General features: G+C 44.6%; 22 protein-coding genes and 1 riboswitch. Of the genes, 12 read left to right on the forward strand and 10 right to left on the reverse strand.

Features of this window, described 5'->3' with window-relative positions; all coding sequences use genetic code 11:
* The first annotated feature begins 209 nt into the window (after positions 1 to 209).
* Positions 210 to 1,736, forward strand: a complete 1,527-nt coding sequence (locus KXJ80_RS07290; RefSeq protein WP_218738060.1) for an EAL domain-containing protein — start codon at positions 210 to 212, stop codon at positions 1,734 to 1,736.
* 54 nt (positions 1,737 to 1,790) lie between these two features.
* On the opposite strand, the gene pepN is transcribed toward KXJ80_RS07290, so the two are convergent.
* From pepN to KXJ80_RS07320, 6 genes are all read right to left on the reverse strand, one after another.
* On the reverse strand, positions 1,791 to 4,424 hold the full coding sequence (gene pepN, locus KXJ80_RS07295; protein ID WP_218738061.1) for an aminopeptidase N: 2,634 nt from the start codon (positions 4,422 to 4,424) through the stop codon (positions 1,791 to 1,793).
* Positions 4,425 to 4,664: 240 nt separating this feature from the next.
* Positions 4,665 to 5,258, reverse strand: coding sequence for a penicillin-binding protein activator LpoB (gene lpoB, locus KXJ80_RS07300; protein ID WP_007645693.1), 594 nt, complete (start codon positions 5,256 to 5,258; stop codon positions 4,665 to 4,667).
* Between the two features lie 67 nt (positions 5,259 to 5,325).
* The gene (locus KXJ80_RS07305; RefSeq protein ID WP_047535444.1) at positions 5,326 to 6,726 is read right to left on the reverse strand and encodes a COG3014 family protein; all 1,401 of its coding nucleotides are present in this window, start codon (positions 6,724 to 6,726) and stop codon (positions 5,326 to 5,328) included.
* A complete protein-coding gene (def, locus tag KXJ80_RS07310) occupies positions 6,723 to 7,265 on the reverse strand; it encodes a peptide deformylase (protein ID WP_218738062.1) in 543 nt (180 codons plus the stop codon). Before def ends, KXJ80_RS07305 begins: the two co-directional genes overlap by 4 nt.
* Before the next feature lie 54 nt (positions 7,266 to 7,319).
* Positions 7,320 to 7,532: a SlyX family protein gene (locus tag KXJ80_RS07315; RefSeq protein ID WP_037414894.1), complete on the reverse strand. Its 213-nt coding sequence runs from the start codon at positions 7,530 to 7,532 to the stop codon at positions 7,320 to 7,322.
* A gap of 9 nt (positions 7,533 to 7,541) precedes the next feature.
* Positions 7,542 to 8,492: a WD40 repeat domain-containing protein gene (locus KXJ80_RS07320; RefSeq protein ID WP_218738063.1), complete on the reverse strand. Its 951-nt coding sequence runs from the start codon at positions 8,490 to 8,492 to the stop codon at positions 7,542 to 7,544.
* Positions 8,493 to 8,645: 153 nt separating this feature from the next.
* Between KXJ80_RS07320 and fkpA the strand changes: the two genes are divergently transcribed.
* The 7 genes from fkpA (at position 8,646) to katB (ending at position 16,462) form a co-directional block, all read left to right on the forward strand.
* On the forward strand, positions 8,646 to 9,416 hold the full coding sequence (fkpA, locus tag KXJ80_RS07325; RefSeq protein WP_218738064.1) for an FKBP-type peptidyl-prolyl cis-trans isomerase: 771 nt from the start codon (positions 8,646 to 8,648) through the stop codon (positions 9,414 to 9,416).
* 562 nt (positions 9,417 to 9,978) lie between these two features.
* Complete coding sequence (exeM, locus tag KXJ80_RS07330; RefSeq protein WP_055646809.1) at positions 9,979 to 12,591, forward strand: extracellular exonuclease ExeM; 2,613 nt, start codon at positions 9,979 to 9,981, stop codon at positions 12,589 to 12,591.
* 195 nt (positions 12,592 to 12,786) lie between these two features.
* Positions 12,787 to 13,221, forward strand: a complete 435-nt coding sequence (gene tnpA / locus KXJ80_RS07335) for an IS200/IS605 family transposase (RefSeq protein WP_259474645.1) — start codon at positions 12,787 to 12,789, stop codon at positions 13,219 to 13,221.
* A gap of 125 nt (positions 13,222 to 13,346) precedes the next feature.
* The gene (locus KXJ80_RS07340; protein WP_140906496.1) at positions 13,347 to 13,802 is read left to right on the forward strand and encodes a hypothetical protein; all 456 of its coding nucleotides are present in this window, start codon (positions 13,347 to 13,349) and stop codon (positions 13,800 to 13,802) included.
* Positions 13,803 to 13,910: 108 nt separating this feature from the next.
* Positions 13,911 to 14,348: a PaaI family thioesterase gene (locus KXJ80_RS07345; RefSeq protein WP_037414875.1), complete on the forward strand. Its 438-nt coding sequence runs from the start codon at positions 13,911 to 13,913 to the stop codon at positions 14,346 to 14,348.
* Positions 14,349 to 14,400: 52 nt separating this feature from the next.
* Positions 14,401 to 14,640 (forward strand): YgjV family protein, encoded by a 240-nt coding sequence (locus tag KXJ80_RS07350; protein WP_037426164.1) that lies wholly within the window; start codon positions 14,401 to 14,403, stop codon positions 14,638 to 14,640.
* Between the two features lie 361 nt (positions 14,641 to 15,001).
* Positions 15,002 to 16,462 carry a catalase KatB gene (gene katB / locus KXJ80_RS07355; protein ID WP_037426167.1) on the forward strand — a complete coding sequence of 487 codons (1,461 nt, stop codon included), beginning with the start codon at positions 15,002 to 15,004 and terminating at the stop codon, positions 16,460 to 16,462.
* Between the two features lie 78 nt (positions 16,463 to 16,540).
* On the opposite strand, the gene KXJ80_RS07360 is transcribed toward katB, so the two are convergent.
* Positions 16,541 to 17,095 carry a TMEM165/GDT1 family protein gene (locus KXJ80_RS07360; protein WP_037414866.1) on the reverse strand — a complete coding sequence of 185 codons (555 nt, stop codon included), beginning with the start codon at positions 17,093 to 17,095 and terminating at the stop codon, positions 16,541 to 16,543.
* 405 nt (positions 17,096 to 17,500) lie between these two features.
* Positions 17,501 to 17,594, forward strand: a riboswitch (cyclic di-GMP riboswitch).
* A gap of 124 nt (positions 17,595 to 17,718) precedes the next feature.
* Here KXJ80_RS07360 and gbpA point away from each other — a divergent pair.
* The 3 genes from gbpA to KXJ80_RS07375 all read left to right on the forward strand — a co-directional run bounded on the left by gbpA (position 17,719) and on the right by KXJ80_RS07375 (position 23,326).
* Entirely contained in the window at positions 17,719 to 19,194 is a 1,476-nt protein-coding gene (gene gbpA / locus KXJ80_RS07365) for an N-acetylglucosamine-binding protein GbpA (RefSeq protein ID WP_259474646.1), read from the forward strand.
* Positions 19,195 to 19,775: 581 nt separating this feature from the next.
* Positions 19,776 to 20,951, forward strand: coding sequence for an aromatic amino acid transport family protein (locus KXJ80_RS07370; protein ID WP_218738605.1), 1,176 nt, complete (start codon positions 19,776 to 19,778; stop codon positions 20,949 to 20,951).
* A gap of 218 nt (positions 20,952 to 21,169) precedes the next feature.
* Entirely contained in the window at positions 21,170 to 23,326 is a 2,157-nt protein-coding gene (locus KXJ80_RS07375; RefSeq protein ID WP_218738068.1) for a S46 family peptidase, read from the forward strand.
* Between the two features lie 418 nt (positions 23,327 to 23,744).
* Here KXJ80_RS07375 and KXJ80_RS07380 read toward each other — a convergent pair whose 3' ends face one another.
* Both KXJ80_RS07380 and KXJ80_RS07385 read right to left on the reverse strand, forming a co-directional pair.
* Positions 23,745 to 24,062: a DUF3144 domain-containing protein gene (locus KXJ80_RS07380; RefSeq protein WP_037421448.1), complete on the reverse strand. Its 318-nt coding sequence runs from the start codon at positions 24,060 to 24,062 to the stop codon at positions 23,745 to 23,747.
* A gap of 70 nt (positions 24,063 to 24,132) precedes the next feature.
* On the reverse strand, positions 24,133 to 24,693 hold the full coding sequence (locus tag KXJ80_RS07385) for a pilus assembly FimT family protein (RefSeq protein WP_037421445.1): 561 nt from the start codon (positions 24,691 to 24,693) through the stop codon (positions 24,133 to 24,135).
* A 160-nt stretch (positions 24,694 to 24,853) separates the two neighbouring features.
* On the opposite strand from KXJ80_RS07385, the gene ung reads away from it, so the two are divergent.
* Positions 24,854 to 25,519 carry a uracil-DNA glycosylase gene (gene ung / locus KXJ80_RS07390; protein WP_086023977.1) on the forward strand — a complete coding sequence of 222 codons (666 nt, stop codon included), beginning with the start codon at positions 24,854 to 24,856 and terminating at the stop codon, positions 25,517 to 25,519.
* Between the two features lie 76 nt (positions 25,520 to 25,595).
* Here the strand turns inward: ung and ispB are convergent, their stop codons facing one another.
* Positions 25,596 to 26,567, reverse strand: coding sequence for an octaprenyl diphosphate synthase (gene ispB / locus KXJ80_RS07395; RefSeq protein WP_218738606.1), 972 nt, complete (start codon positions 26,565 to 26,567; stop codon positions 25,596 to 25,598).
* Positions 26,568 to 26,742 lie beyond the last annotated feature (175 nt).

Here is a 26,742-nt window from a genome sequence, read left to right on the forward strand (position 1 = left end):
GCTGAAATAGCTAAAGCATTAATGGTTGATCATTCAGATTTGATAAAGTTGTGGCAGCGAACCGTATTTTGTTTTGTATAAGTATTTTCAAAAGTTGCTTATATCATGGTGAACTTGTTTTATTGCACAGTTTTGAAAGGCTTTTTAGCATAGTATTCCTAAAGTGTCATAAGCAAGTACACCCACACATAAGTAAGAGAGTAGTATAGATGAAATGGAGTTTTCCTCGTTGGTGCTTTAATCCTTGGTTACATTCATGCTTAATCTTTCTTTTACCAATACTTTTAGCGAGTACAATTTATCCTTGGTTGACGGCCTATAGCATAGAAAAAAGGTTTAATCGTGATTTTGATGAAATAACACTTACTTTTGCAAATGGTGTTGATGATTTTAAGCAAAAAAATATTGAACGGGCATTTGCTAAATTATCTTTTACCTGCAATGAAGATGATATTGCGTTACTCAATAGTCAATCCTTGAGTCCAGCAATTGTTCGTTTTATTCAGCTAGAACTTGCCGATGGTAAAAAATGCTCCAATATCGGTCCGCCAGTCAATTACCATCTTGACCGATCTCGAAGTTTATTTTTTGGCTCACAACAGGTCGATATTGCGACAACGGTCGCGGCCACCGATCGTGCTCGTAGTCTTGCCTATGCTTTTCATTTAGGTGAGCAGAAGTTAGTCGTGCTGACTAATAGCTCTGTTTATAACGAAACCCTATCTAACCTTTGCCACGGTTGTTATCAATTACTCATCAGTTATCAAGGGCTTTCCCCCATGGTAAGGGGGACAGAAAATCTTGATGAAAACCACAGCATTATCAAGAAATCTCGTTATATTAAAACGTTAGATGTCACTTTAACCTTAAAGGCGGGTGATGATCTCTACTGGCAAGAAGCCTATCGCATTGGTGTCGTACTCTTTATTGCAGCGTTAATTGCAGCATTTTTAGCTGTGATTTTTTATTGGAACTGGCAGTCTGCCCGGGTGTCGCTTGGTATGTTGCTGCAAAAAGGAATGAGTCGAAAAGAATTTATTCCCTATTATCAGCCCATTATCGATTGCCGTTCAGGCGATGTTGTTGGGCAGGAGATGCTGGTACGTTGGCGTCGATTTGATGGTGTATTAGTTCAGCCCAATCAATTTATTCCCTATGCTGAGGATTCGGGGCTCATATTACCGATCACCGATTTATTGCTAGATCAGGTGTATCGCGATTTAGCTCAACTAAAAGGCTGGGTAAGCATCAATATTGTTGCGCAGCACTTAGAGTCTGGCTTGCTGAGTCAATGGTTCTCTTTAAACCGAGATCCCATGGTTAAGCGGATTGCATTTGAGCTGACGGAGCGCAAACCTATCACTCAATTTGAGCTAGCCTTAGCTGAAATAAAAGCCGTTTTACCATTGTGCTATGACTTTAAACTGGATGACTTTGGTACGGGTTTTGGCGGTTTTAGCTATTTACAGCGACTTGGAATTAATAGTATCAAAATTGATAAGATGTTTATCGATACCATTGGTACGAAAGATCTTAAAGGTGCGGTGCTCGATGCCATTATTGCCTTTGGACACGAGTCGAATATGGAGATGATTGCCGAAGGCGTGGAAACCCAAGAACAGGTAGATTATTTAGCGGCTAAAGGGGTGTATCAACATCAGGGCTATTTTTATTCTAAGCCACTACCATTGAAAGAGTTATTACATTTTTATCTACAGGTTTCCCATGTAAGGTAAAGATCAAGGCAAAAAGAAGAGGCTCATCAGAGCCTCTTCTTTTTCAACTCATTATCAGTGGGTCATTTTATTTTTGATTAGCACGCAACGCTGCTCTGCTTGACGCGTTTCTAATAAAGTACGACGGCTAAGATTAGATAAGCCTGTTTGGCTGTCTAATACTTTATCCAAGGCGGTAATACTATTGTAATTACAGTCGGTTGGGATCAAGTTACGGCTGTAGCTACGCATAAACACTGGGCCCTTTTTGTCCATATCGGCTAAGTTTGCGAGGCGCTCTTCAGCTGTGGCTGCGCTTAAGAGTTTTTGCTCCGCAGGATAGAGGTTTTCCATGATGATGCGCTGTTTGGCAAACGGTAGGACATCGGCGTGGACTTTACTCAACCAGCGACGTTTTGCGGCAGCTTCAGGATGGATCACTTGAGCGGCTAATGCCGCTTTTTCCCCTGAATCTGAGTTATCACGTGCTATTTCCCGTGTTATACGTTGCTGCGCATTCGGGAAGTCGTAGCGATTAAGCTGGATTATGATAGCCCAGCGCAGATCTTGATCTAAAGTTAATCCTTTGATTTTAGTGGTGCCGTCTAGCAATTGCGCTAAATGACGTAAACTGTCACGATCGCTGGCTAATTGGATATAGGCATCGAACCAGCGGCGCTGGAAGTCATTATCCCCTCGACTCTCCATGGTCTTACGAAGGCTCATTTGCGCTAAGCCTTTAACTGCATTTTCAGCATAGTTTTGCTGAATAGGCGCGATCTGCGCGAGGTATTCTTTACTGCGTAGCAAGCTAGAAATAATTTGACCGACCACAGTGTAGTCATTCTCCGCTGGGGCGTTGACGAATACTGTGCTGAGGTATTGATCTAAACTCAGGTTGCCCTCACGTACACTGTCCCACAAGCTTTGCCATAACATTGAGCGCAATAGCGGATCTGTAACTCGGCTTAACTGTTGCTTGGCGGTATCGAAGGATTTTTCATCGAGTTGCACCTTCACAAAGCCCCAATCATCATAGTTGGGGTAAACCAGATCGGGGCAACGCTCACCGACTAATTGTTTTACCTCGGTACGCTCGCCCTTGTAGGTTACTGGTACTGTGGTCTCATGCCTTAAATCGAAACGTCCTTTAGTAAACAGTGCAATTTGGACTTTTTGCTCCCTCAGTGTCGGTAGTTCGCTGCTAGCGGGATATTGCAACAGGCTAAATTCGCTAATGCGGTTACCGTCGCAGCGGTATTCGGCTTTAATGGTGTTTACCCCTGCGCTGTATAGCCATTCCTGTGTCCATGCGCTTAAGTCTCTGCCGGCAGCTTTAGCGAGGCTATTGATAAAGTCATCCAGCTCGGCATTTTGGTAGCTGTATTGTTTGAGGTAGTTGCTCACGCCGCGGCGGAACACCAGATCACCAAGTAAATGGCGTAGCTGCTTGAGCGTCGAGGCGCCTTTTTGATAGGTAATAGCATCGATATTGTCGAAGGCATTTTGGGTGGTAGCTACAGGCACTTCAATCGGATGGGTAGTGACTAAGCTGTCTTGCTCATAGGCACGCTGTTTGCCTTGAGCATAAAAACTGCGCCAAGCATTAGTAAATTCGGTGGCTTCTTGGGTCGCGAGTGTACCCATAAAAGAAGCAAAACTTTCGTTTAACCACAGGCCATTCCACCACTTCATCGTGACCAAATCGCCAAACCACTGGTGGGCCATTTCGTGCATAATAACACCCGCCAAGCTTTGTTTTTGCTCGGCGGTCATTTCTGCTTTGTGGAGGAAATGATCTTCGGCAAAGGTCACTGCTGCTGCGTTTTCCATTGCGCCATAGAGAAAGTCTGGCACTAGGATTTGGTCGTATTTTTTAAAGGGATAAGGAATACCAAAATAGGCGTCAAAGAAGGTTAAACCCTGTTTTGTATAGGTAAACCAGTCCTGTGGGGTCACTTGGTGAGCAACGGATTGTCGTGCAAATAATCGCATAGGATAGCGGCCGGAATTATCCTGCCACATATGGTACGGGCCAGCATGCATAGAGAAATTGTAAGGGCTTAATTTAGGCGTTTCAGGAAACTCCCAACGATTAATGGTCCCCGCAGGTGTGACAGAGGACTCGCGCATGGTACTGATCACTTGCCAATCCTTCGGCGCGGTCACACTGATTTTGTAATTGGCTTTTAAATCGGGTTGATCAAATACTGCAAACATCTGTTGCGCAGCGGCAGGCTCAAAGTGAGAGTAGAGGTAGACCTTGCCATCGACGGGATCTTGGAAGCGATGCAAGCCTTCGCCATTAGTGCTGTGCGCTCGGGTAAATTGCACTTCAACCGTGTTATCACCCGAGGTCAGTAAGCGGGTGTTTAAGCTGATATAGGCACCATTGTAATTGGGGTAAATGGCGGTTCCGTTAATCAAAAAACGCTTAATTTGTGCTTTGCTTAGATCCAAGCTCAGTTGCTTAGGAACCTCGCTAAGATTGAAGTGGATCTTCGTTGTTGCGCTGAATTGCGTGTCACCCGTCAGTTGAAAATCCAACTCATAATGCACATCCGATATTACCTGTGAACGTAGGCTTGCCTGATACTGGCTGATATAGGGACTGGCGTCCCTTGGCCCTGTATTTAAAGGACTTTTAACGGCGCACGACATTAATGCAGAGCAGGTGAGGGCGACTAGGCTAGCTTTAAACAAATTCACTACTTAAATCCTTCAACGATTTACTTTATTTGTGGCGTAGATGCGGCGTCGTGGGGCATGAGTCGGCCTGATTGTGTCGCGAACTCTTCTCCATACAAAAGCGGCATCATTGCTTAGTGTTTTGGGCGAGTACACTACCTTATTTAGCATGGATAACCAATGTTAAAAATGTAAAAAAAGCCAGCAAAAATGCTGGCTTTTTTTGGATGTTTCGGCATTAGCCTATCACTTTGAGCGGGATTACATGCCCAAGAAAGACTTAGATTTGGTCTTACGGATTTCTTTTTCGTCAGACCATTCGATAAGACCTGTTTCTAAGTCCATTAGACGCATAGTCATCTTGTAGTAAACGTCTTTGGTGCTGCCATCTTGCTTAACGATGCTAGATAGGTTGCCATACAGCATGTACTGGGCACCGATTTGACGACCAAACTTGATGGCGGTTGATGGGTCAACCATACCGGTATTGTTTTGGTAATCCAGTTGCTTACGAACTGAATCGACTTTAGTCATGTCGATGAAACGGAACTTGCCTGAGCGCAATAATTTGTTGCTGATAGAGTCGGTTACTGACTCAGTATCAATATGCTCAGAGGTTTTGTTTTTGATGCTATCGACAAACAAAATTGGGCGGTTGTTCGCTGTCATGGCCACAATCGGTGGGAAAGTCATCATGCTATCAACCATTTTAGCGGCAATGGCTTGCAGATCCGTTGAGCCAAAGTTTTCGTTAACGGTTTCAACCTCTGTGGCATCACCATACTCTACTTTAGATTGACATGCAGCCAGACCCATCACGGCAGCCAGCACAAAAATCAGTTTAAATTGTTTCATAGTCAGTTCCATTTTGTGATTGTAAAAACTTAATGACACTCGTTTTATTCAAACATTCACCGCTCGGTTAAATGATTATTGAATAAATTCGGGTGTAATTACCAGTATCAATTGCCCAGACCAAGGTGGTCTTGCCTGCGGCAACGTCAATTTTTGCCGGTGGTGCTTTATCCAATTGCAGTGTGTATTCGCCAGGATTGAGATAACGCCTGCCAATTTGTGCCTGTTTCGGCAGTGTTAACCAACTACGGCGATCCGCCTGTTCGGTAACAACGTTAAAAATCTGCATAGCAATACTGCCAATATCGGCGGCATTATTGCCGGGTTTACCACTTTTTTCGACTTGATAAGCCATTTCCGATTTGGCATAAACCCTTGCAACTTGGCGGACTAAGGTTCCGGGTAAATCTTCTTTCAAGGCGGTAATCGCTAAGGCATCAATATTGGCGATAGGTTCAGTTTTAAGCACTGTGCCTAAGCCCTGCACTTGAGTCTCTGGCACATAGCTATTGTTTGGCCCATAGGTCGCTAGAGACACGGTTTGCCAGTTGCCATGGATAGTGAAGGGCACTGTGAGCGCTTGTTTTTCGGGGACAAAGCCCTTTTCGACCATCAACACCACTTGGCCTTCACCCGCTTTAGGCAGTTTGGCATCGCCCCAGCGCTTTTTAAACTCATCGTATTGCGGCATGCCGAGTTGTTTGGCAAGGCGGACCAAATCCTGTTGCAGATACGTGTTATCAGGAGTGATTTGTGCTGCTTTACGGTAATCGATAAAGGCATCGTTTGGTTCACCAAGCACTTCGTGTAGTACGCCCGTCGTGTAATAGCTATAAGCATTTAGGAAGGAGCTGGTGACAGTGCCTGCCGCTTGCCCAAGTTTATTCACTTCGGCATCGATCGTACCATTAGCCATAGCTTGTACCGATTTTTGCGATTTTTGATAGCGTTCTTGCTCTGAACTTTGCAATTCGTTACTACGACGAACTTCCACTAGCGCGCCTTGATAGTCGCCGCTGAATAGGTAATTGAGCGCCTGATATTGGTGCAGCATAATGCGCTCAAAGCCCGGGCCGCGGTAGGGAATCGCATTGTCATTTAACACTAAGCTTGTCGCCGTCGCGCCGATATCGCTGGCGCTAATCTTGGCTTTATCATCAAAGGCGGTGTAGGCCGCCACCGCTTGCTCGTAGTATTTTTTACTGCTGGCAAAATCCCCCGCAACTTGAGCGATGCGCCCCGCTTCTTGAGCGTAAAGCAAACCGTCATTGCCTTGGATATTACTGGCTAATTTGTCGATATCCGCCATGGGCGTCGCGGTATTGAGATCTTGTTTGATTGGCGCGATTTGTGCCGGATAATTGATAAAAATACTGTTATAGGCACAGCCGCTCGAACCTAAGATGGCGGTGAGCATCAATGTGCTGATGGTGGGTCTGATAAAAGAGTGAATGAAGGTGGTGTTCATGCCTGTGGGTTACCTTCTTGTGCCATTAGTGTTTGCTGTGGCATTTGTGAACGCTCAAGCAAAGTGATCCCTTGAAGATGATCAAATTCATGTTGGAAAATACGTGCAATAAAACCCGTTAATTCGGCGTGTTGCCACTGTCCCGCTAGGTTTTGATAGCGCACAACTATACTGTGGTGACGCCAAATGGTAAACCGTTGTCCTGGGACAGATAAACAGCCTTCCTCACCTTTTTCGAGTTGTAAAGATGCCAACTCGATGTGTGGATTAACCACTACAACGGGCTCCATTAGCGGTGCATCGGGGTAACGCTCGTTTGGCCGTGATGCCATGATAAATAGCGCTAGCGGGCTGTGCACTTGTGGGGCAGCGATACCGACGCCTTTTGCCTCTACCATGCTTGCTACCATTTGCGATGCTAACTGACTGAGCGTTTCATCAAAGTCGCGTACTTCAATTGCCTGTTGTTTTAAAATGGCTTCCCCTACCAGGGCAATCGGTAGCGGCTGACAGGAGTGTTGTATCTCATTTTTAAACATCGCATTCCCTGGATATTTAGTCTTCATCGTTTGGCTGACGATTTTAGTTCGTTATTAATAATGGGGTGGCGGCGTTTCTTCAGCTTGGGTAGCAATATTGCTGGGCTCCATTGCCTGCAACTTGCCAACTAATAACTGGATCTGGTGCTGTTGATGGGCCACGAGTCGATTCAGCTTAATCACCTCTTGGTTTAATTCTTCGACAGTGAGTTCTTGAAAAGCTAATTTAGTTTGCAGCTCTTCAATTTGTTGTTGTACACCTTGCATGGCTAACCTCTATTGTTGCCAAGTCTCAACTAAGCCTTGGCTACTGATACTAACGACTTTATTGGTATCTCGAATTGCCACAGAGTATACAACGGCTCCTCGGTTTTGGCTGTTTTTCGTCAACGCAATTTGCCATTGTGCAATAGGTTTACCCGAACTGCGTTGCCAGAGTATGACTTCGCGGGCGGGAGTTCCCGTTAATAACTGCTTGTCTTGCTCAGTAAAACGTACTGCTGAAAAGGTCATTTGGCGACGATTAATTGCTAATTGATTTAAAAGTTTACCGCTTGAATTGTCCCAAATTTTTGCTTCATTCGTACTGCCATTGGTAAAGCTTAAACTGCCACTGTCGTTCAGTGCCACCTTAGTCACCCGGCTACCAAGATCCCAAGTGTGGATTGGTTGTCCGGTTTGTGCCTGCCATAAAATGGCCTGCATATCATTTGACCCTGTGAGTGCGATGCGACCATCCGCCGACAGTGCAACCGTATTGACGCGTTCTTTATGGCCTAAAAATTTGATCAGTGCCGTTTTTGCCGCATTCAAAGACATTACGCTGCCATCGTTTAAACCAATAAGCAAAACCCCATTGTTGGCTACCGCAACACTTTCTCCTGATGCGGGCAGTGACCACCAACCTACGGATTTTCCGTCGGCTATTGTCCATAGTGCTACTGAATCGCGGCTTAACGATGCAGCGAACTCTCCATTAGGTGAAATGGCTGTGCTGGCTACGCCTGTATTAAGGTCGCCATGCACCCATTGGTATTTAAGGGTGTGCTGGGTTAAGTCCCAACATTGGACTCCTTGATTCTGAGTTGCGACAATTGCGAGAGTGGCATCGCTCGAGAGACTTGCACTGTAAGAAGGGTCTTTTGAGAGCACGCGAATATCTTCGGCTTTAGGATAGCAAGCCGTCAAAAAAAACGTGCAAATTACCAGCAGTAGGCTTTTCTTCATGAACTTGCTCCTAAAGTTGGTGTCTCTAACTCGGTAGAGTGAAATTAATCACAGTTAACCCATAAAGAATCTAGTTGGTATAACCCAGATAACTAGTATAAAGTTGTCGCGCTTAGGTTATTGTAACCGCTTGAGGATGCTGAGGAAGCTTTAATGAAATCGATTTATAAATTATCGTTAGTTGCATTGGCTGTTATTGGCCTATCTGCTTGTAATCAAGAAGAAAAAGCAACAAATGCAAGCACAAATGTTGAATTAACGACAGAAGCACAAAAAGAAGCCTACAGTGTGGGTGCTTCAATCGGTCGTTATATGTCTGGTCATATTAAAGAGCAAGAAGAATTAGGCCTACCAGTTGACCGCACGCTGATCGTGACAGGTTTTACTAATGGTTTGAATGATCAGCTGAAGTTAACTGAAGAAGAAATGCAAACCATTCTTCAAAGTTTAGACAAAAAATTAAACGACAAGCGTACAGAACAAGCTAAAGCCATTGCGGCGAAAAATCTCGAGGATAGCAAAAAGTTCCTTGAAGAAAACAAAGCTAAGCCAGGCGTAGTCACAACTGCATCAGGCTTGCAATACGAAGTACTCACTCCTGGTTCAGGTGAAAAGCCAGCGGCTGAAGACACGGTTGAAGTAGATTACGTAGGTACTCTGATTGATGGCAAAGAGTTTGATAGCTCTTACAAACGTGGTGAAACGGCTAAATTTCCATTGAACCGTGTTATTCCTGGTTGGACCGAAGGCGTACAGTTAATGCCTGTTGGTGCTAAGTACAAGTTTGTTATCCCTGCAAACTTAGCTTACGGTGAACGTGATACTGGAACGATTCCACCAAACTCAACGCTGATTTTTGAAGTTGAGTTGAAATCAATTGAGAAAGCACAAGCTGCACCTGCTGCTGAACCCGCTAAGAAGTAATTTTTAGTTACAGTATGCTTTTATAAAAATACCGCCTTTTGGCGGTATTTTTTTATGCTGTTAAATCCTACTTTGTTTTAATTCATTAGCAAACCGAGTTATAACAGGCTATTTAGCTTTGTTAGTGTTTTATTTTGCTATTTGAATAACAAGATATTGCTGTATCAATAAGCCATTATTTTAGAACGATGGAACACTGATTAAGTTTTAAATGAATAACGCATATTTAAAGCAACAAATTTAATACGCTTATTCAGAATGGCATGTTTAAAAATATCATAAAAATATCATATTTTTTTTGCGATTATTATTTGTTCACTTAGGTTAACTAGGGGGACTAGATGTCTTTTTCTTACTTATTGTTTTATCGCTATTTAATAATTTTGTATTATGGCACTGTTCTGAATGTAAGACAATTTACTCTGTAAAATTACATTTCCATCAATATGTTATGCATGCATAGTGAGATCTTGCCCCCTTTTTTTAGCCCTACAACTCTGGAATAATCCGCCCGCACGTTAATAAAAATTAGCGGCAATATTATAATAATGGGGTTGTTGATATGGAAAATGTTAATAAGTTGACGGCTATTTCTTTAGCTGTAGCCGCGGCGTTGCCTATGATGGCAAGTGCTGATGTCATAATCACTGAGTATGTTGAAGGTAGCTCTAATAACAAAGCTATCGAATTGTATAACAGCGGTGATGCGGCAATTGATCTCACAGGTTATAAGCTCGTTCGTTATAAAGATGGCGCAACAGATGCGTCAGATATGCAAGTATTAGATGGCCAGAGCATTGCGCCTAAAGCCACTAAAGTGATTCTCAATTCAAGCGGTGTTATTACCCTGCCACAAGGCGTCGATAGTTTTTCTGGTAGCTTAAGCTTTAACGGCGGTGATGCTGTCGCTTTGGTTAAAGATGGCGCCGTGGTTGATATTATTGGTGATGTGCCAACGCCAGTCGGTTGGGGACTCGATGTTACCCTTAAGCGTAAACTAGACTCATTAGTCGCAAATACCGTCTTTAATGCTGCCCAGTGGGAACAATTACCTAAAGATACTTTCACTGGTCTTGGTTCTCTGAATACGCCAACCGCACCAGAAACACCTGTATTTAGTTGCAGTGGCGCGAAAATTGTTCCTATTTATCAAGTACAAGGTGCTGGCGAATCTAGCCCTTATGTTCCTCAAGGTGCATTTGAGTCTGAAAGTGAAGTGACGGTTCGCGGGGTGGTGACTGCCCGTGGCGAGAGTTTGTTCAAAGGTTTTTATTTGCAAGAAGTGAAGGGTGATAACTCGCCATATACTTCCGATGGTGTATTTGTCTTTTTAGGTGAAACACCGCCAGCAGCGATCCAACCTGGGGTTGAAATCTGTGTTCAGGGTAAGGTCAAGGAATACTTCGGTCTAACCCAAATTGATATTAAAACCGATAAAAAATTTGAAGTGGGCGCGAAGGGGGAAGTTCCTGTCGCAGCGCCTTTCTATGTTGCCGAGGGAGAAACATTAGCGCAGGCTTTAGAGCGTTATGAAGGCATGAACGTGCTATTAGATGCGGGCAGTGATCTGAAGATCAGCCGCACCTTTAGCTTCGACTATGCGGGCAAGCGTAATAACATGTTGGTGTCTTACAAAGAACCCTTGATGAAGCCAACCCAGTTATACCCAGCGCTTTCTCCAGAGGCAACGGCATTAGTTAAATCTAACCTAGAAAATCAGCTGTTTATCGAATCCGATTACAAACCTGCTGACGGTGTAATTCCTTACTTCCCTGACTTTAATGCTGAAACAGGTTATATCCGCGTCGGTGATCAATTGACCAATCTGCAAGGGGTGATTGGTTATAGCTACGGGGCTTACCGTTTAGTGGCTACGAACACTATTACTGCTGGCGATTTTATCCGCGGCGATGATAGAACAGATGCACCAAGTGTGGCGACTAAAGGTGATATCCGTGTGGCCAGCTTTAACGTACTGAACTTCTTCAATGATGTTGTGGGTGGTGATACTAACCCATCGGGTGGCAACCGCGGCGCATTGACCGAAGAAGAAATGCTGTTACAACGTGCGAAAATCGTTAGTGCCATTACTGCCATGAATGCCGATATCGTTGGCTTGATGGAAATTGCTAACAACGGTTTTGGCGAAAAGAGCGCGATTAAGAACTTAGTCGATGCCTTAAACGAGAAGCAAACTGCTGAAAATGCTTACAGCTATATTGAAATCGTCGATGAAGATAAATACGACGGTAAGTACTTCGGTAGCGATGCGATTACCGTTGGTATGCTGTACCGTGCGGGTAAAGTAAGCCTTGCAGGTGCTGCTCGCACTATTGATACCCCAGAGCAACATGCGAGTGCAGGCAGTGTGACTCGCATTAAAGAGGGTAAGACTGAGACTAACCCAGGTAACGATGCTTACCAACGCCACAGCTTAGCGCAAACCTTTAAGATCCATAATGAAAATCTAACCGTTGTTGTTAACCATCTGAAATCAAAAGGCTCAGGCTGTTTGGAGGATTGGGTTAACTTCGAAGAGTCTGTTGATCCTGCGGATCAACAGGGTAAGTGCAATGCTTTCCGCGTGTCAGCAGCTAAAGTGATCGGTGAAGCGTTGAAAGACGTAAAAGGCGATTTACTGGTTATCGGTGATATGAATGCCTACGGTATGGAAGATCCTATCCGTGTATTGACCGACTACGATGCGAGTAAGTCTGATCGTGCAATCATGACCGCCTCTTGGACAACCTTAAATGGCAAAGTGTTTGAACGCCAAGGCAGCAAGATTGAGAAAGGTTATGGTCTTATCAATCTCAATACTAAAGCTCACGGTACTGGCACTTACTCATACAGCTACAATGGTGAGTTAGGCAACCTTGACCATGCCTTGGCAAACACTAGTCTCGCCAAGCGTTTAGTGGATATTGAAGATTGGCATATCAACTCTGTGGAGTCTACCCTGTTCGAATACGGCAAAAAATTCTCAGGTAATCTCGTAAAATCTGAAAATGCGTTTTCTGCTTCAGACCATGACCCTGTGATAGTTGCATTAAGCTATCCAGCGCCTGTTGAGCCACCAAAACCTGAGCCAAAGCCTAAGGATGATGGTGGTGCACTAGGTTACTTAGGCTTAGCCTTGTTATCACTATTTGGATTACAACGCCGTCGCCGTTAAATACGTGTTAATACGCTCACATCTTATTTTGTGAGCTAAACTCAGAGCTAAGGGATGGTTTTACCATCCCTTTTTATTTTTAGCCCAAAACCACCTACTTCAGTAGGTGGTTATCATCATTTGAGGCTTTGCCTGTATACCTACCCATGTTAAATGCATCTTTGATTTTTAGCGAAGTCAAAAGAGGCAAATAACATGAGTAGATACGAGCAAGCATCGCATGTGTTCTGGCGATGTCAATATCATATAGTCTGGACACCAAAGTACCGCTTTCGGATATTGAAAGGTAATGTCGGAAAAGAGGTTTATCGATGCATTCAGGTTTATTGCCATCAAATGGGATGCATAGTCATGGAGCTAAATGTTCAAGTTGACCATGTTCATTTAGTGGTGAAGGTACCTCCGAAGATATCTATATCGAATTTAATGGGGGCGTTAAAAGGTAAGATAGCTTTGAAAATATTCAGTAAATTTCCTTACCTACGTAAGAATAAACTTTGGGGAAATCATTTTTGGCAGAGAGGATACTTCGTCGATTCGATTGGAATTAACGAGGAAATAATCCGTAGATACGTTAGGCATCAAGAGAAAGTAGAGTGGCAAGAGCAGGGTCAACTTGCTCTTGAATAAAGGCCCCCTTTTAGGGGGTTAAAACAAAGCCACCTTCTTCAGAAGGTGGATTCTTTACTGAGCTGGTTTTATCGTGTTTTCATCGTATTTCATGGGAATGAGTCTTGAGCCCAACGGAGAAAAAGATGGTTGTGAGTGCACCCCTGCATTCCATTGGTGTTACCAAGGCACCATTGTGGTTTTACGTTATCGCAGTCGTTAGTTTGCTTTGGAATATCATGGGTTTATTGGCTTTTGTTATCCAAATGACTATGACGCCAGACGCCATGGCGCAGATGAGTCCTGATCAGATTAAGCTCTATGAATCGACACCCGCTTGGCTCAACTTTGTGTTTGGTTTTGCGGTGGTTTCTGGCGTTATCGGTTGCCTGTTTCTACTGATTAAAAAAGCCTTCTCTTATAAAGTGTTGCTCGCGTCACTGGTGGCGGTATTGGTGCAGATGGGTTATGTATTTGGGATTCAGCAGGCGGCAGCGGTATTAGGCTCTGATGCTCTTGTGATGCCAAGTGTAGTGATCCTTTGGGGGATTTTCTTAGTTTGGTTTAGTCGTTTGGCTGTCACAAAACATTGGTTAAGTTAGTCGTAGCGTTTCCTTGCCGTACAGAACAGGTTAAGCGATGGCTTATGTGTTGAACTTCAGTCACTTCTTAGTAAACTGCTAGCTGGTTTTCTTTACTAGGATGTGGAAATGAGTATTTGGTTTAGACCGGTGAGCTTAGAGGATTGTGCCCGTTTAGATGCTGGTATGGGGGGCAAAGGCACCTTGATGCAGACCCTAGGGATTGAGATCAGCGAGATTGGCGATGACTATATGAAGGCGACTATGCCTGCCACGCCCGCCGTACATAATCCCTTAGGCATTGTCCATGGGGGCGCGAACGTTGCCTTAGCCGAAACGGTTGCCAGTTATGCGGCAAACTTTGCGGTGGATTTCGAGCAATATTATTGTGTTGGACAAGAGATTAACGCCAACCATTTACGTGCTTCACGTAATGGCGTGCTAACCGCAACGGCAAAACCCATTCATCTGGGGAAACGCAGCTCGGTATGGGAAATCTTAATCCATAATAGTGCAGGGGAGTTGACCTGTATCTCACGGATGACAGCAGCGGTAGTTAAACGCTAATGCAGATTAACCAACCTGTTTCAATGTATAAATCGATAAATAAGGTTTTAATATGGATAGTGCAATGATTTGGGAATGGGTTGGTTATTTGGCGTCTGTGGTAGTAGCTATCTCTTTGATGATGTCAAACATCAAGAAGTTACGTTGGTTGAATTTGCTGGGGGCTACACTGTTTGTTGCTTATGGGATGGCGATACAGGCTTATCCTGTTGCAGCGGTTAACTTTTTTATTGTACTCATCGATGCTTATTATCTTGTTGTTATCTACCGTGAGCAGCTAAGCCAAAAGTAAGTTTGGAGGTTGGTTTCGATGCAAGTCCTAACCAATCTGCTTATTTTTTCATACCTTTAATTTTAGTCCTCAGTGTAAAAACTCATATATTCCATCAGTCGGGGATACCCTTTAATGGGTTTTACTCTCCAGATATTAAACAATAATACTGTCTGCACTTAAGTGATGACAGTGAGTATTTCTTAGTCTTAATCTTTAAAATAGATTATTTAAATCTATATTAATCGTTTTATTAGATTTCATCTTTTCTCTATTCTAGCTCCATCGACAACACGTCGCCTGCCAAGGAGATAAGCCATGGCTACTATTTTCGATTTAATTGAATCTTGGATTCACACTAAAAAAGACTAAGGAGCAAGATATGAGTCAACAGTATTTAACCAGCCAGAGCGGTTCCCCTATTGCAGACGATCAAAACTCGTTGTCAGCGGGTGAGCGTGGCCCTTTACTCCTACAAGATTGGCATTTAATTGAAAAGCTTGCTCATTTTAACCGTGAGCGTATTCCTGAGCGTGTAGTACATGCTAAAGGTACTGGTGTATACGGGACTTTCACTCTGACCAAAGACTTAAGCGATTACACCATTGCTGACCATTTCAATGGTGTGGGTAAGCAAACTGAAACCTTCGTGCGTTTCTCAACCGTTGGCGGTGAAATGGGTTCTGCCGATGCAGAGCGTGACCCACGTGGTTTTGGTCTGCGCTTCTATACTGCTCGTGGTAATCACGACATAGTGGGTAACAATACGCCGACCTTCTTTCTGCGTGATGGCATTAAGTTCCCGGATTTTATCCATACTCAAAAGCGCAACCCATTGACCAACCTTAAAGATCCACAAGCGATGTGGGACTTCTGGTCATTAAACCCTGAAGCCATGCATCAGGTGACGATTTTGATGTCAGACCGTGGTATTCCGGCAAACTATCGCCAAATGCACGGCTATGGTTCGCATACTTTCTCGTTCTGGAATACTAAAGGCGAGCGTTTCTGGGTGAAGTTTCACTTTAAATCGCAGCAAGGCGTAGTGAACTTAACTAACGAACAGGCTGATAAGTTAAAAGGGATTGACCCTGATTCATCACAACGCGATATGGTGGTGGCGATCACCGATGGCAATTTCCCGCGTTGGACAGTGAATGTGCAGATTATGCCTGAAGCTGATGCCAACACTTACCATATCAACCCATTTGATTTAACTAAGGTTTGGCCACATGGTGATTACCCATTAATTGAAATCGGTGTGTTAGAGCTGAACCGTTTACCGCAAAACTACTTTGCGGAAGTCGAGCAAGTGGCCTTAGCACCGAGTAACTTAGTGCCTGGTGTAGGCGCATCACCAGATAAAATGTTACAGGCACGTTTGTTCGCCTATGCTGATGCCCAGCGTTACCGTATTGGGGCGAACTACAACCAGTTACCGGTAAACTGCCCACATGCGGCTAAAGCCAATCATCATCAACGTGCTGGCGCAATGGCGGGAACTCAATGTCCTTACCATGGCAGTCAAACAGGTGGCGATGCTTCAGCAAACTATGGCCCTAATAGCACTGCGGGCGCCTTGGTTGAACCGGCAAACTTTGCTGAGCCACCACTGCGTTTAGATGGCGAAGCGGCGCGTTACAGCCGATACAATCAGGATGATTACACCCAAGCCGGTAATTTGTACCGCATCTTCAGCGAAGATGAAAAAGCCCGCTTAGTGGAAACCATTTCAGGCTCACTGCGTCAAGCGAGTTTAGATGTACAGCAACGTATGCTGGCACATTTCCAAAAAGCTGATGCTGATTACGGTCAACGGATCCAAACTGCATTAGGGCTATAAGTTAATCTACTAACCCATAGCAAAGGCCTGTGATATCACAGGCCTTTTAATTATTTAAAATTCAATTGATTAGTTGAATTAATAGATTAAGGTTGCGACCCCAAGTAGGGCAAACAAAATCGCGCAGCCCCTGTGGATCCACTTCATCGGTAATTTTTCGGCACTAAAATGGCCCGCAATCACCACTGGCACGTTCGCGAGCAACATACCCAAAGTGGTACCTGCAACCACCATGGCTAAGGCATCGTATTTTGCGGCTAACACGACAGTCGCGATCTGGGTTTTATCGCCCATTTCGGCAATAAAGAACAGAATAAAGGTTGCGACAAAGGGGCCCATTTTATAGAAACGGCTTTCTTCAGCGTCCACTTTATCGGGGATTAACACCCAAAGGGCAATCGCGAAGAAGGAGGCGGCAACCAAGTAACGCGCTACATCAGGACTCACCCAGTTAATGGCCCATTGTCCAAGCCATGCGGCGGCAAAATGGTTAAACAGGGTTGAGAGTAAAATCCCCATAATGATCGCGGTTTTATTTTTAAATCTTGCAGCGAGTAAGAGGGCAAGCAGTTGAGTTTTATCGCCAATCTCGGCGATAGCAACCGTAAAGGTTGAGGCGAGTAACGCTTCCAAGTGTGATCCTTTTAGGGGTGGTTTTTGACATAAGCACAATAGACCGTCCACCCCTAGGTGCGGTTATTGTGCTCAGGTCTTGCAAGACAAATCGATGATTTGCTGTGAACACCATGGCATGTGGCCAAGTATGTTGATGCTCACCCTAGATATTGATGGCTCAAAATCCAGTTAGCTACTCCCCCGAAGCGAGGTGGGCATTATACCCAAGTCGCGATCCGTTTCAAGGTTAAACTTATCAAGATTAAAAGCATAAAATCTGGCAGGTGCCAAAAAAATACCGATCCACATTCTGTAATTCATTGAATTGTAATAATTTAATTTTTGACAACGTTGTCTTTTGTTGTTAGTTTAGCCGCATCTCAGTCTTTGAGTTACATCCTGTTAACTTAATCAATTGAGATCCACCGTATTGGGCAAACTAATTGAAAAATTAGGACGCAAAGCCTCCGGTCTAAGGTTGTAAAAGGATGTTAACTAAGATAGCGGGGTTGCTGTAGAATTCAGCGAATATATTGAATTCTTTAAAAAATAAACGGCTTTGCTTAATGCTGTTTTGCCTAAATACCACTTTTATACCAATGCCAATCTTTTATTGAATGGCCCCTACGGAGTACATTAAAGTGGAACATCTGACTGCTTTTTCTCAATCAACTGTCCCTAAATTTGCAATTCCTAAGTTTACTCAGTTAAGCCTAGTTGCATTAGCCTTGACTGCCGGAAGTTCGTTGCTGAGCCAAACGGCATCGGCTCATGGTTATGTTATATCACCAGAGTCTCGCTCCTACGCCTGTAAAACGGGCAGCAACGTCAACTGTGGCGCCATTCAGTGGGAGCCGCAAAGTGTTGAAGGTCCTTCTGGATTCCCTGAGTCTGGCCCTGCTGACGGTAAAATTGCTAGTGCGGCAAATGGGGCATTTTCTCCTTTGGATGAACAGAGCCCAAGTCGTTGGTCTAAGCGCGATATCAAAGCGGGTTGGAATGACTTTTCTTGGCAGTTTACTGCTAACCACGTTACCCGCAATTGGCGCTACTATTTAACTCGTCAAGGCTGGGATCAAAATCAAGCTCTGAGCCGCGCAAGCTTTGACTTAGCCCCCTTTTGTGTGATCGACGGTGGCATGGTGCAACCGCCAAAGCTAGTGACTCATAATTGTTATGTGCCTGAAGATAGAACGGGTTATCACGTTATCTTGGCCGTGTGGGAAGTGGGTGACACCACCAACAGCTTCTACAATGCCATCGATGTAAACTTGAGCTCAGGCGCTGTGGTGCCGGGCGAGTGGACCGATATTGGTGATATTAATCCGTCACTCGATCTTAAAGCGGGTGATAAGGTAATGACGCGGGTGTTTGATGCTAATGGTGAACAAAGCGCTAAGCAAACCCAAATTACCATTGCCGATGCCACCCAAGGTGCTAAGCAAAATTGGCCATTCCTTTTAGCTAGCGCGATTAATGCTCAGCAGCCACAACTTAAAGCAGGGCAGAAGAATGCGGCTGGTGTGATTTCACCTGTGTATGGCAAAAATGAGATTTTTGCCGCGCCTAAGTCGGGCTTAGAGCGAGTGGAAGTGAGCTTTGATATTGCGCCAGCACCGGGAAATCAGCTTAATGTCACCTCCTTGGCCGATGATTACACCATTGTTGATGGTGTCGCGCAGGTCAGTTTTGATGTGAGCACCAATGCGGATATGCAGGTTTCGGCCTATTTATTTAGCCACGATGGCACCGCAGCAGGTTATGTGACGCAGGCGGTAAACAATACCAGCGCGAGTTTTGTGTTGGATGTCGTTGCCCCTAAGGCAGGACATTATCATTTACAAGTGAAAGCCGAGCCTAAACAAGGTGAAGTTATCCAGCAAAACTTTGATCTTTTCCTAAAAGATCAAACCACTGCACCGGATGCTGACTTTATCTTCCCTGAGGGAATAAAAAGCTATGCAGCGGGCACTAAAGTGCTACAACCTAAAACTGGTAAAGTCTATCAATGTAAACCTTGGCCCTACAGTGGCTATTGTGTGCAATGGTCACCAACTGCAACGGGTTTTGAACCAGGCGTAGGTAGCTCTTGGACCATGGCTTGGACTGAGCTGTAATTTAACATTTTGAGTGATTGTTAAATTCAACGGAATGGACTTAAGCATATGGAAGGTGTTTAAGTCCATTATCAGCGCGTTTGTGATGTTGCAAAGGCCAAATTAACCTTACGATGATTTTAATCGCGCATTTGGCGTATTTTCACAAAGGTAGCGATTTTGTTGGTTTGTATGTTTTCGTTTATCACTGCGCTATTGAGTTGTTACCATTAGGCGCGCCTTCTATCTTTGTTCACAACTGGCTTGCCCACTGGGATTGGCTCTGTTAATGTCCCTAGCTATCTTCTATTACGCGCGTTGTCGCTGTTTTGCTAAGGCAATCACGGTTGAAATTAATGTCACTTTTCTGCAAACGATTTAGTTAGCCTCAATGGCTACTGGGTTGAAATATTCAAAAGCTATTGGGGCCAATTGATCTGCTCTATTGAGATCGGATTGGATGCTTTAAGTTTAGTGACGCTTTTCGTTTGAGATTGCTGTTGGCTTAATCACAGAGTGCGCAAGGCTTTATCCTTCAAATCTACTCAAAAACCTTAAAAAAATAATTAATACTTGAACAGGATAATTGTGTGAATTCAAAAATGTTAGGCTCGATAGCCATCGTCGCGGGAACCGCCATTGGCGCGGGAATGTTAGCCTTACCCTTAGCCACGGCTGCGTTAGGTATGATCCCCGCTATTTTATTGATGGTGGTTATTTGGGGGCTGTCAGCCTATACCTCATTGTTAATGCTTGAGATTAACCTTCGTTCTGGTGTGGGCGATAATGTCCATGCGATTACTGGCAAATTACTCGGTAAGAAAGGCCAAATGGTGCAAGGCGCATCGTTCCTTAGCTTACTCTTTGCCTTAACGGCGGCGTATCTAACAGGAGGCTCATCGCTATTAGTGCTCAAAGCGCAAAATATGTTTGATATCGTGTTAGATAAACAACTTGCGGTGGTGTTATTCACCTTAGTACTGGGCGGGTTTGCGGCATTAGGCGTGGCTTGGGTCGATAAAGTGTCGCGCTTTTTGTTCTCATTGATGATTTTATTGCTGATTGTTGTCGTGCTGTTTTTATTACCTGAAGTCAGTATTTCCAGTATGGCAACCAATGCGATAGCGCAATCCTTGACCAGCAGTTGGATGGCGGCGATCCCTGTGGTATTTACCTCCTTTGGTTTTCACGTGTGTATTGCAACCTTAGTGCGTTATTTAGATGGTGATGCCGCCTCGCTGCGTAAGGTATTGTTAATAGGTTCAACGATTCCGCTTGCCTGTTATATCTTTTGGTTGTTAGTGACCTTAGGCACTGTGGGGGGCAATGAAATCAGTGGCTTTAATGGTTCTTTGCCAGCGCTTATCAGTGCGTTACAAGAGATTGCCCATACGCCTTGGATCAGTAAATGTATTTCGCTATTCGCGGATTTAGCTTTAATTACCTCTTTCCTCGGGGTGACCTTAAGTTTGTATGATTTTGTGGCAGAACTCACCCGCGCTAAGAAGACCTTTTTGGGGCGGACGCAAACCTGGTTATTAACCTTTGTGCCGCCATTGTTATGCGCGCTCTATGTGCCCGAAGGCTTTGTTGCCGTATTAGGCTTTGCTGCGGTGCCGCTGGTGGTGATGATTATTTTTCTGCCGATTGTGATGGCGCTACGTCAACGTCAAGCCGTGCCCCAAGGATACCAAGTGTCAGGCGGAACATTTACCCTTGGACTTGCAGGTCTGTTGGGAGCCATCATTATTGGTGCTCAGCTATTTGTCGCACTTTAAACTGCGGCAATTGAGCACATTTAAACTTGTAGTGCTTAGTTAATGTATTTGCTTTGTAAGCGAATTTTTCTGAGTCTGTTATAAAGTGCGTACGATATGCTAAAGTCAGGCTCTGTGCCTGACTTTTTACTTTCTGGCTGTCGGGTAAGTGATTCACATCATACGTAGAAATAGCCTCGCAAGCGCTCGGCTTTCTTTATCAAAACGGACTTAAGACAATGAAAAAATGGTTACTCTCAGTTGCTGTGGCGGCGAGTTTTGCTTCCCATGCTGACGAAGGTATGTGGCAGCCCCATCAATTGCCCGCAATGGCCGATGAGCTCAAAGCGAAAGGCTTAGAAATTGATGCTAAATCAATCTCTAAACTTACCGAATTCCCGATGAATGCCGTGATAAGCCTTGGTGGCTGTACGGCATCTTTTGTATCACCCAAAGGCTTAGTGGTGACTAACCATCACTGCGCCTATGGTTCGATTCAATACAATTCTACTGCTGAGAAAAACCTGTTACAGGACGGTTTTTTAGCTAAAACCTTTGCTGATGAATTACCCGCAGCCCCAGGGTCACGGGTATATGTGACTGAAGATGTGACTAATGTTACTGAGCGCGTTAAAGCTGGGCTAGAAAACAAAACGGGCCGTGAGTTTTATCAAGGGATTGAAAACCAAGAGAAAGCTCTCGTTGCCGAGTGTGAAAAAGACGAAGGCTATCGTTGCCAGGTGTATAGCTTCCACGGTGGCTTGGAATACTATCTGGTTAAACAGCTAGAAATCCGCGACGTGCGTTTAGTCTACAATCCTGCGGGCAGCGTTGGTAAATACGGTGGCGATATCGATAACTGGATGTGGCCACGTCATACGGGCGACTATTCTTTCTACCGCGCCTATGTGTCTAAAAATGGTAAACCCGCAGAATTTAGCGCTGACAACGTGCCCTACGAGCCAAAGAGCTTCTTAAAAGTCTCTGCTAAAGGCGTGAGTGAAGGTGACTTTGTGATGGTAGCGGGTTACCCCGGCCGCACAAATCGTTATCGCACCGCGACTGAAGTTCAAAATGAGTTTGAGTGGGCTTATCCCGAAGGCAAAATGCTGCGTGAGCGCTTTATTGAAATCATTAAAGCAACTGCGCCAGAGGGCAGTGACGAGCGGATTAAGTATGAGAGCCAAATCGCGGGCTTAGCAAACTATGCTAAAAACTTCACTTCGATGATCGAGTTCTACGGCAAATCGACTATGTTGGCCGACCGTAAAGCCCTTGAAGCTAAACTGGCTGAGTGGATCGCTAAAGACCGCAGCCGTGAGGCTAAATACGGTAAAACCTTAGCCGAATTAGATGCCTTGATTGCTAAGAGCAAAGCGCACCAACAACGGGATATGATTTTAAGCTACATCAGTAGCACCACTATGTTACCAACGGCGACGAATCTGTACCGTTTAGCCCATGAAAAGCAACTGCCTGATATGCAGCGTGAACCAGGCTTCCAAGACCGTGATATGACTCGCTTTAAGGCAAGCATGGAACGTATTGATCGTCGTTATGCCGCGAGTGTCGATAAGGCCGTACTCTTAGATATGCTAAAGCGTTATGCCGCGTTACCTGAAGCGCAGCGTTTACCTGCGATGGATAAAGCCTTTGGTATCGATAACAAGGTTAACGAAGCTAAGCTTGCTAAAACCTTAGATAAAATGTACGCCAAAACCGAACTCGGTAATAAAGATGTGCGTTTAGCTTGGATGGAAAAATCCGTCGACGATTTTAAAGCCTCTAAGGATCCTTTTATTCAATTTGCGGTGGCCATGTATGACACCAATATGAGCGAAGAGAAGAAAGAAAAAGAATTAGATGGCGAGCTGATGAAAGTGCGTCCGCAATATATGGATGCCATTATTGCCTATAACCTTGAGCAGGGTAAGCCCGTTTACGCCGATGCGAACTCTAGCCTGCGTGTTACGGTTGGCCATGTAAAAGGTTATTCGCCAAAAGATGGTTTAGTGGCTGTGCCATTCACTCGCCTCGAAGGCATAGTGCAAAAGGACACGGGTATTGATCCATTCGATGCACCGAAAAAGCAGTTAGAGCTTATTAAACAGAAGCAATACGGTGATTTCTATATGAAATCCATCGATTCTGTGCCTGTAAACTTCCTGTCGACCTTAGATACCACCGGTGGTAACTCAGGTTCGCCTACCTTAAACGGCCGTGCCGAATTAGTGGGTCTGCTGTTCGATGGTGTATATGAAAGCATTATCGGTGGTTGGGCATTTGATAATGAAATTAACCGCTCTATTCATGTCGATAGCCGTTATATGTTGTGGGTCATGAAATATTTGGATGGTGCCGACAATCTCTTAGCTGAGATGGAAATCGTTAAATAATCCATTGCCGGATTAGCGTCGCAGCGGTCAAGGCAAGACATTAAAAAGCGATAAACCCATAGGGCTTATCGCTTTTTCATTTTGAGATGATAAAACTACCCACTGCCTGAGTATGGTGGAAAGCGGTTTGGGATCGATATTCATTAGGTTGAGTTGCACACGCCCTAGTGCTCGCTAAATATCAATCCATACTGGCTTTTGTTGCATTCACTCAACGAGACAGTAAATAGAAACTAATATTGATACTGGCTTAGGCTTTCTATTAGGGACTAATTCGGCAGTATCCTGTTTGAATTTAGCCCTAAATGTCTTGTGGTGTAGCGCTGATGTATTCACCTAAAGTGATCTGTAAGATAAGAAGACCACTGCGGCTTTGGTGGCACAAAAAATAGTGTGCCACTTCACCCTTAGCAGATGATCAGTTCTTAAAAATTTGGACAGAATCATCTATCTCAGCGGGTTCTTCCTGCATAACGGGTGGGTTGGCGATATGGTCGTCTAAATTATCACTCAGCATTTCACGGTATTCTGCGCTAAACCAATCGAGTGCATTGTCTTTTTCTGCACCTAAATCGGCGGATTTAATCGCCGCTTCAAAAGCATTAAAACGGGCTGCCGCAAAACGCAGGGCGGTACCTACTTTGCCTACATCACCTTCTTGCTGGCTTAGCTGATTGGCTAAGGCAATAAATTGATCGGCAAGTTCAAAAATAGTGGTGTTGCTCGTGTCTGTCATAGCGCTTACTCAAAATAATTTATTGGTGGGCGATTCTATCCTAATTTCTATGGGAAAGAATCGCTAACTCTTAACTATTGGGATCTAAGTCTGTTGTGACGGTTCCCGTTCTTGAATCGTAATAAATGGATAATTTATCGTTAGCCCGATAAAAATATCGGCATTGATTAGGGTTGAGATAACTGGCTTTATAGTCTGTTTCCGTGGCATCAATATTGAGTCGTGAGACGCTCGGCTGCGCATTTTGGAATAACACTTCCCATACAGAGACACAGTCTTCCACATTATCTAATGAAGGTGATGCCTCATTGCCATAAATATAGTGTTGGGCAGGCCAACCGTTAGCATTAAAGTCCACTTGTTCAGATTGTGCAGTGCCGAATACGGGCAAATCTTCCTTGGGGCCAGAACCCACTTTCACTGCCCAAACTGAACGCGCTAAATTTAAACCGGATTTAAATCCTGCGCCTGCGGCTTTGACTGTAGCGATCTGCGCATCTTGCTGCACATTGATAAACTTGGGCAAAGCCACAACGGCTAAAATTCCAAGCACAATAATCACTACAACGAGTTCAATTAAGGTAAAGCCTGCGGATTGTGGACTTGAGCCTTGTAAGCGGTCGCGGATCATTTATCTGAATGAATAGGGGATAAGTGCCGACACTATAGCACTTAATTGGTGGCATTTTAACTTGAACTATCAGCAGTTCAGGCGAATTAATCGCACAGTGAGCTTGTCATGGTTGCTTATCACTTTTAAGCTAACGGCATTGTAACTTAAGTAAGAGAAACTGATTTTGGCGACTTGGCAAGCATTTATCGACCATCAACGTACGCAGCCTTACTATCAACAGCTGATCGCATTTGTGAATCAACAGCGAGAAGCGGGCAAAGTGATTTATCCTCCGAAAGAGGATGTGTTTAATGCATTCAAAACAACGCCGCTCGAGCAAGTGCGTGTAGTGTTAATTGGTCAAGATCCCTACCATGGCCCCAATCAAGCCCATGGTTTATGTTTCTCAGTGAAACGAGGGGTTAAACCGCCGCCTTCGCTTGCCAATATGTATAAAGAATTGGTTAACGATATTCCTGGATTCCATATTCCCAACCATGGTGATTTAACGGCCTGGGCTGAACAGGGGATTTTGATGCTTAATACTGTCCTCACGGTAGAACAGGGGCAAGCGCACTCCCATGCCAATGCGGGCTGGGAAATTTTTACGACGGAAGCGTTAAAGCTGCTTAATGCGCAGCAACGTCCAATTATCTTCGTGCTGTGGGGGAGTCATGCCATCAAAAAAGGTGCTGTGATTAACGCGCCACAACACCAAATTCTATCGGGACCGCATCCATCTCCTTTATCGGCGTATCGTGGTTTTTTTGGTTGTGGGCATTTTTCAAAAGTGAATCAACTACTGATGGCTCGGGGCGAAGCGCCGATCCAATGGCAAGTTTAAGTTCCATGTTGTAAAGAATGCTAAAAATAAAAAGGCCTTGCTAAGCAAGGCCTTTTTATTGATTGTTCACAACAGCTTAGTGGTTGCGGTCAACAGATATTTTCGCCAGTGAGACTAATGCGGTTTTAAAATCACTGTCAGGTAATGCCGCAAGTGCAGAAATAGCCTTATTTGATTCCTCAATGGCCTTTTGCTGAGTATAAGTGAGCGCGCCGCAATGATGCAGAGCGGCAACTATCTTCTCAATCGCATGGGTGCCATCACCTTGCTCAATCGCATGACGAATGAGTTGCTGCTCTTCTTCTGTGCCATGGGCAATGGCATAGATCAGCGGTAAGGTCGGCTTGCCTTCGGCGAGGTCATCACCGATGTTTTTACCTAACTCTTCACTGTCGGCGGTGTAGTCGAGCAAATCGTCGGTCAATTGGAAGGCTGTACCTAAATACTTCCCATAATCGCCCAACGCCGTTTCTTGTTCAGGTGTGGCGCCCGCTAATACAGCGGCAAGTAAGGTTGCGGCTTCGAATAGCTTTGCAGTCTTACAGTAAATCACCCGCATATAGCTTTCTTCGGTAGTATCTGGGTCATTACAGTTCATTAGCTGTAATACTTCGCCCTCAGCTAATACGTTGGTGGTATCGGCTAGTACCCGTAATACTCGCATATTGTCGAGTTCAGTCATCATTTGGAATGAGCGGGTATAAAGGAAGTCACCCACTAATACACTGGCGCTATTACCAAAGAGCGCGTTGGCGGTTTCGCGGCCGCGTCTGAGGGTCGATTCATCGACCACATCATCGTGCAGTAATGAAGCGGTATGAATAAATTCAATAATCGCGGCAAGCTTAAGGTGGGCTTCACCTTGATATTCGACGGCGCGAGCGGCGAGGACGGATAGTAAAGGACGAAGACGTTTACCACCACCATTGATAATGTAGAAACCTAGCTGGTTGATCAGGGCGACATCTGACTCCAGCTGTTTATAGATCAGCTGATTGACTGCTTGCATATCAGTGTCAGCCAGTTGACGAATAGCGTTTAAATCCATAATAGACTCTGGTTGTGGGGCCATTACGTACCCGGCCTGTATTTTAGGCTCACGTGTTATATAGAATGAATTTTACCTAAAATTCTGACATATGACAGTACTCACACTACTAATGTGCGAGTTATTCCGGCCTTTTTTTATTCTTTCCTAATTAGGGCTTGCCAGATAAGGATTC

The sequence above is a fragment of the Shewanella xiamenensis genome, from assembly GCF_024971755.1.
Classification (GTDB): Bacteria; Pseudomonadota; Gammaproteobacteria; order Enterobacterales; family Shewanellaceae; genus Shewanella; species Shewanella xiamenensis.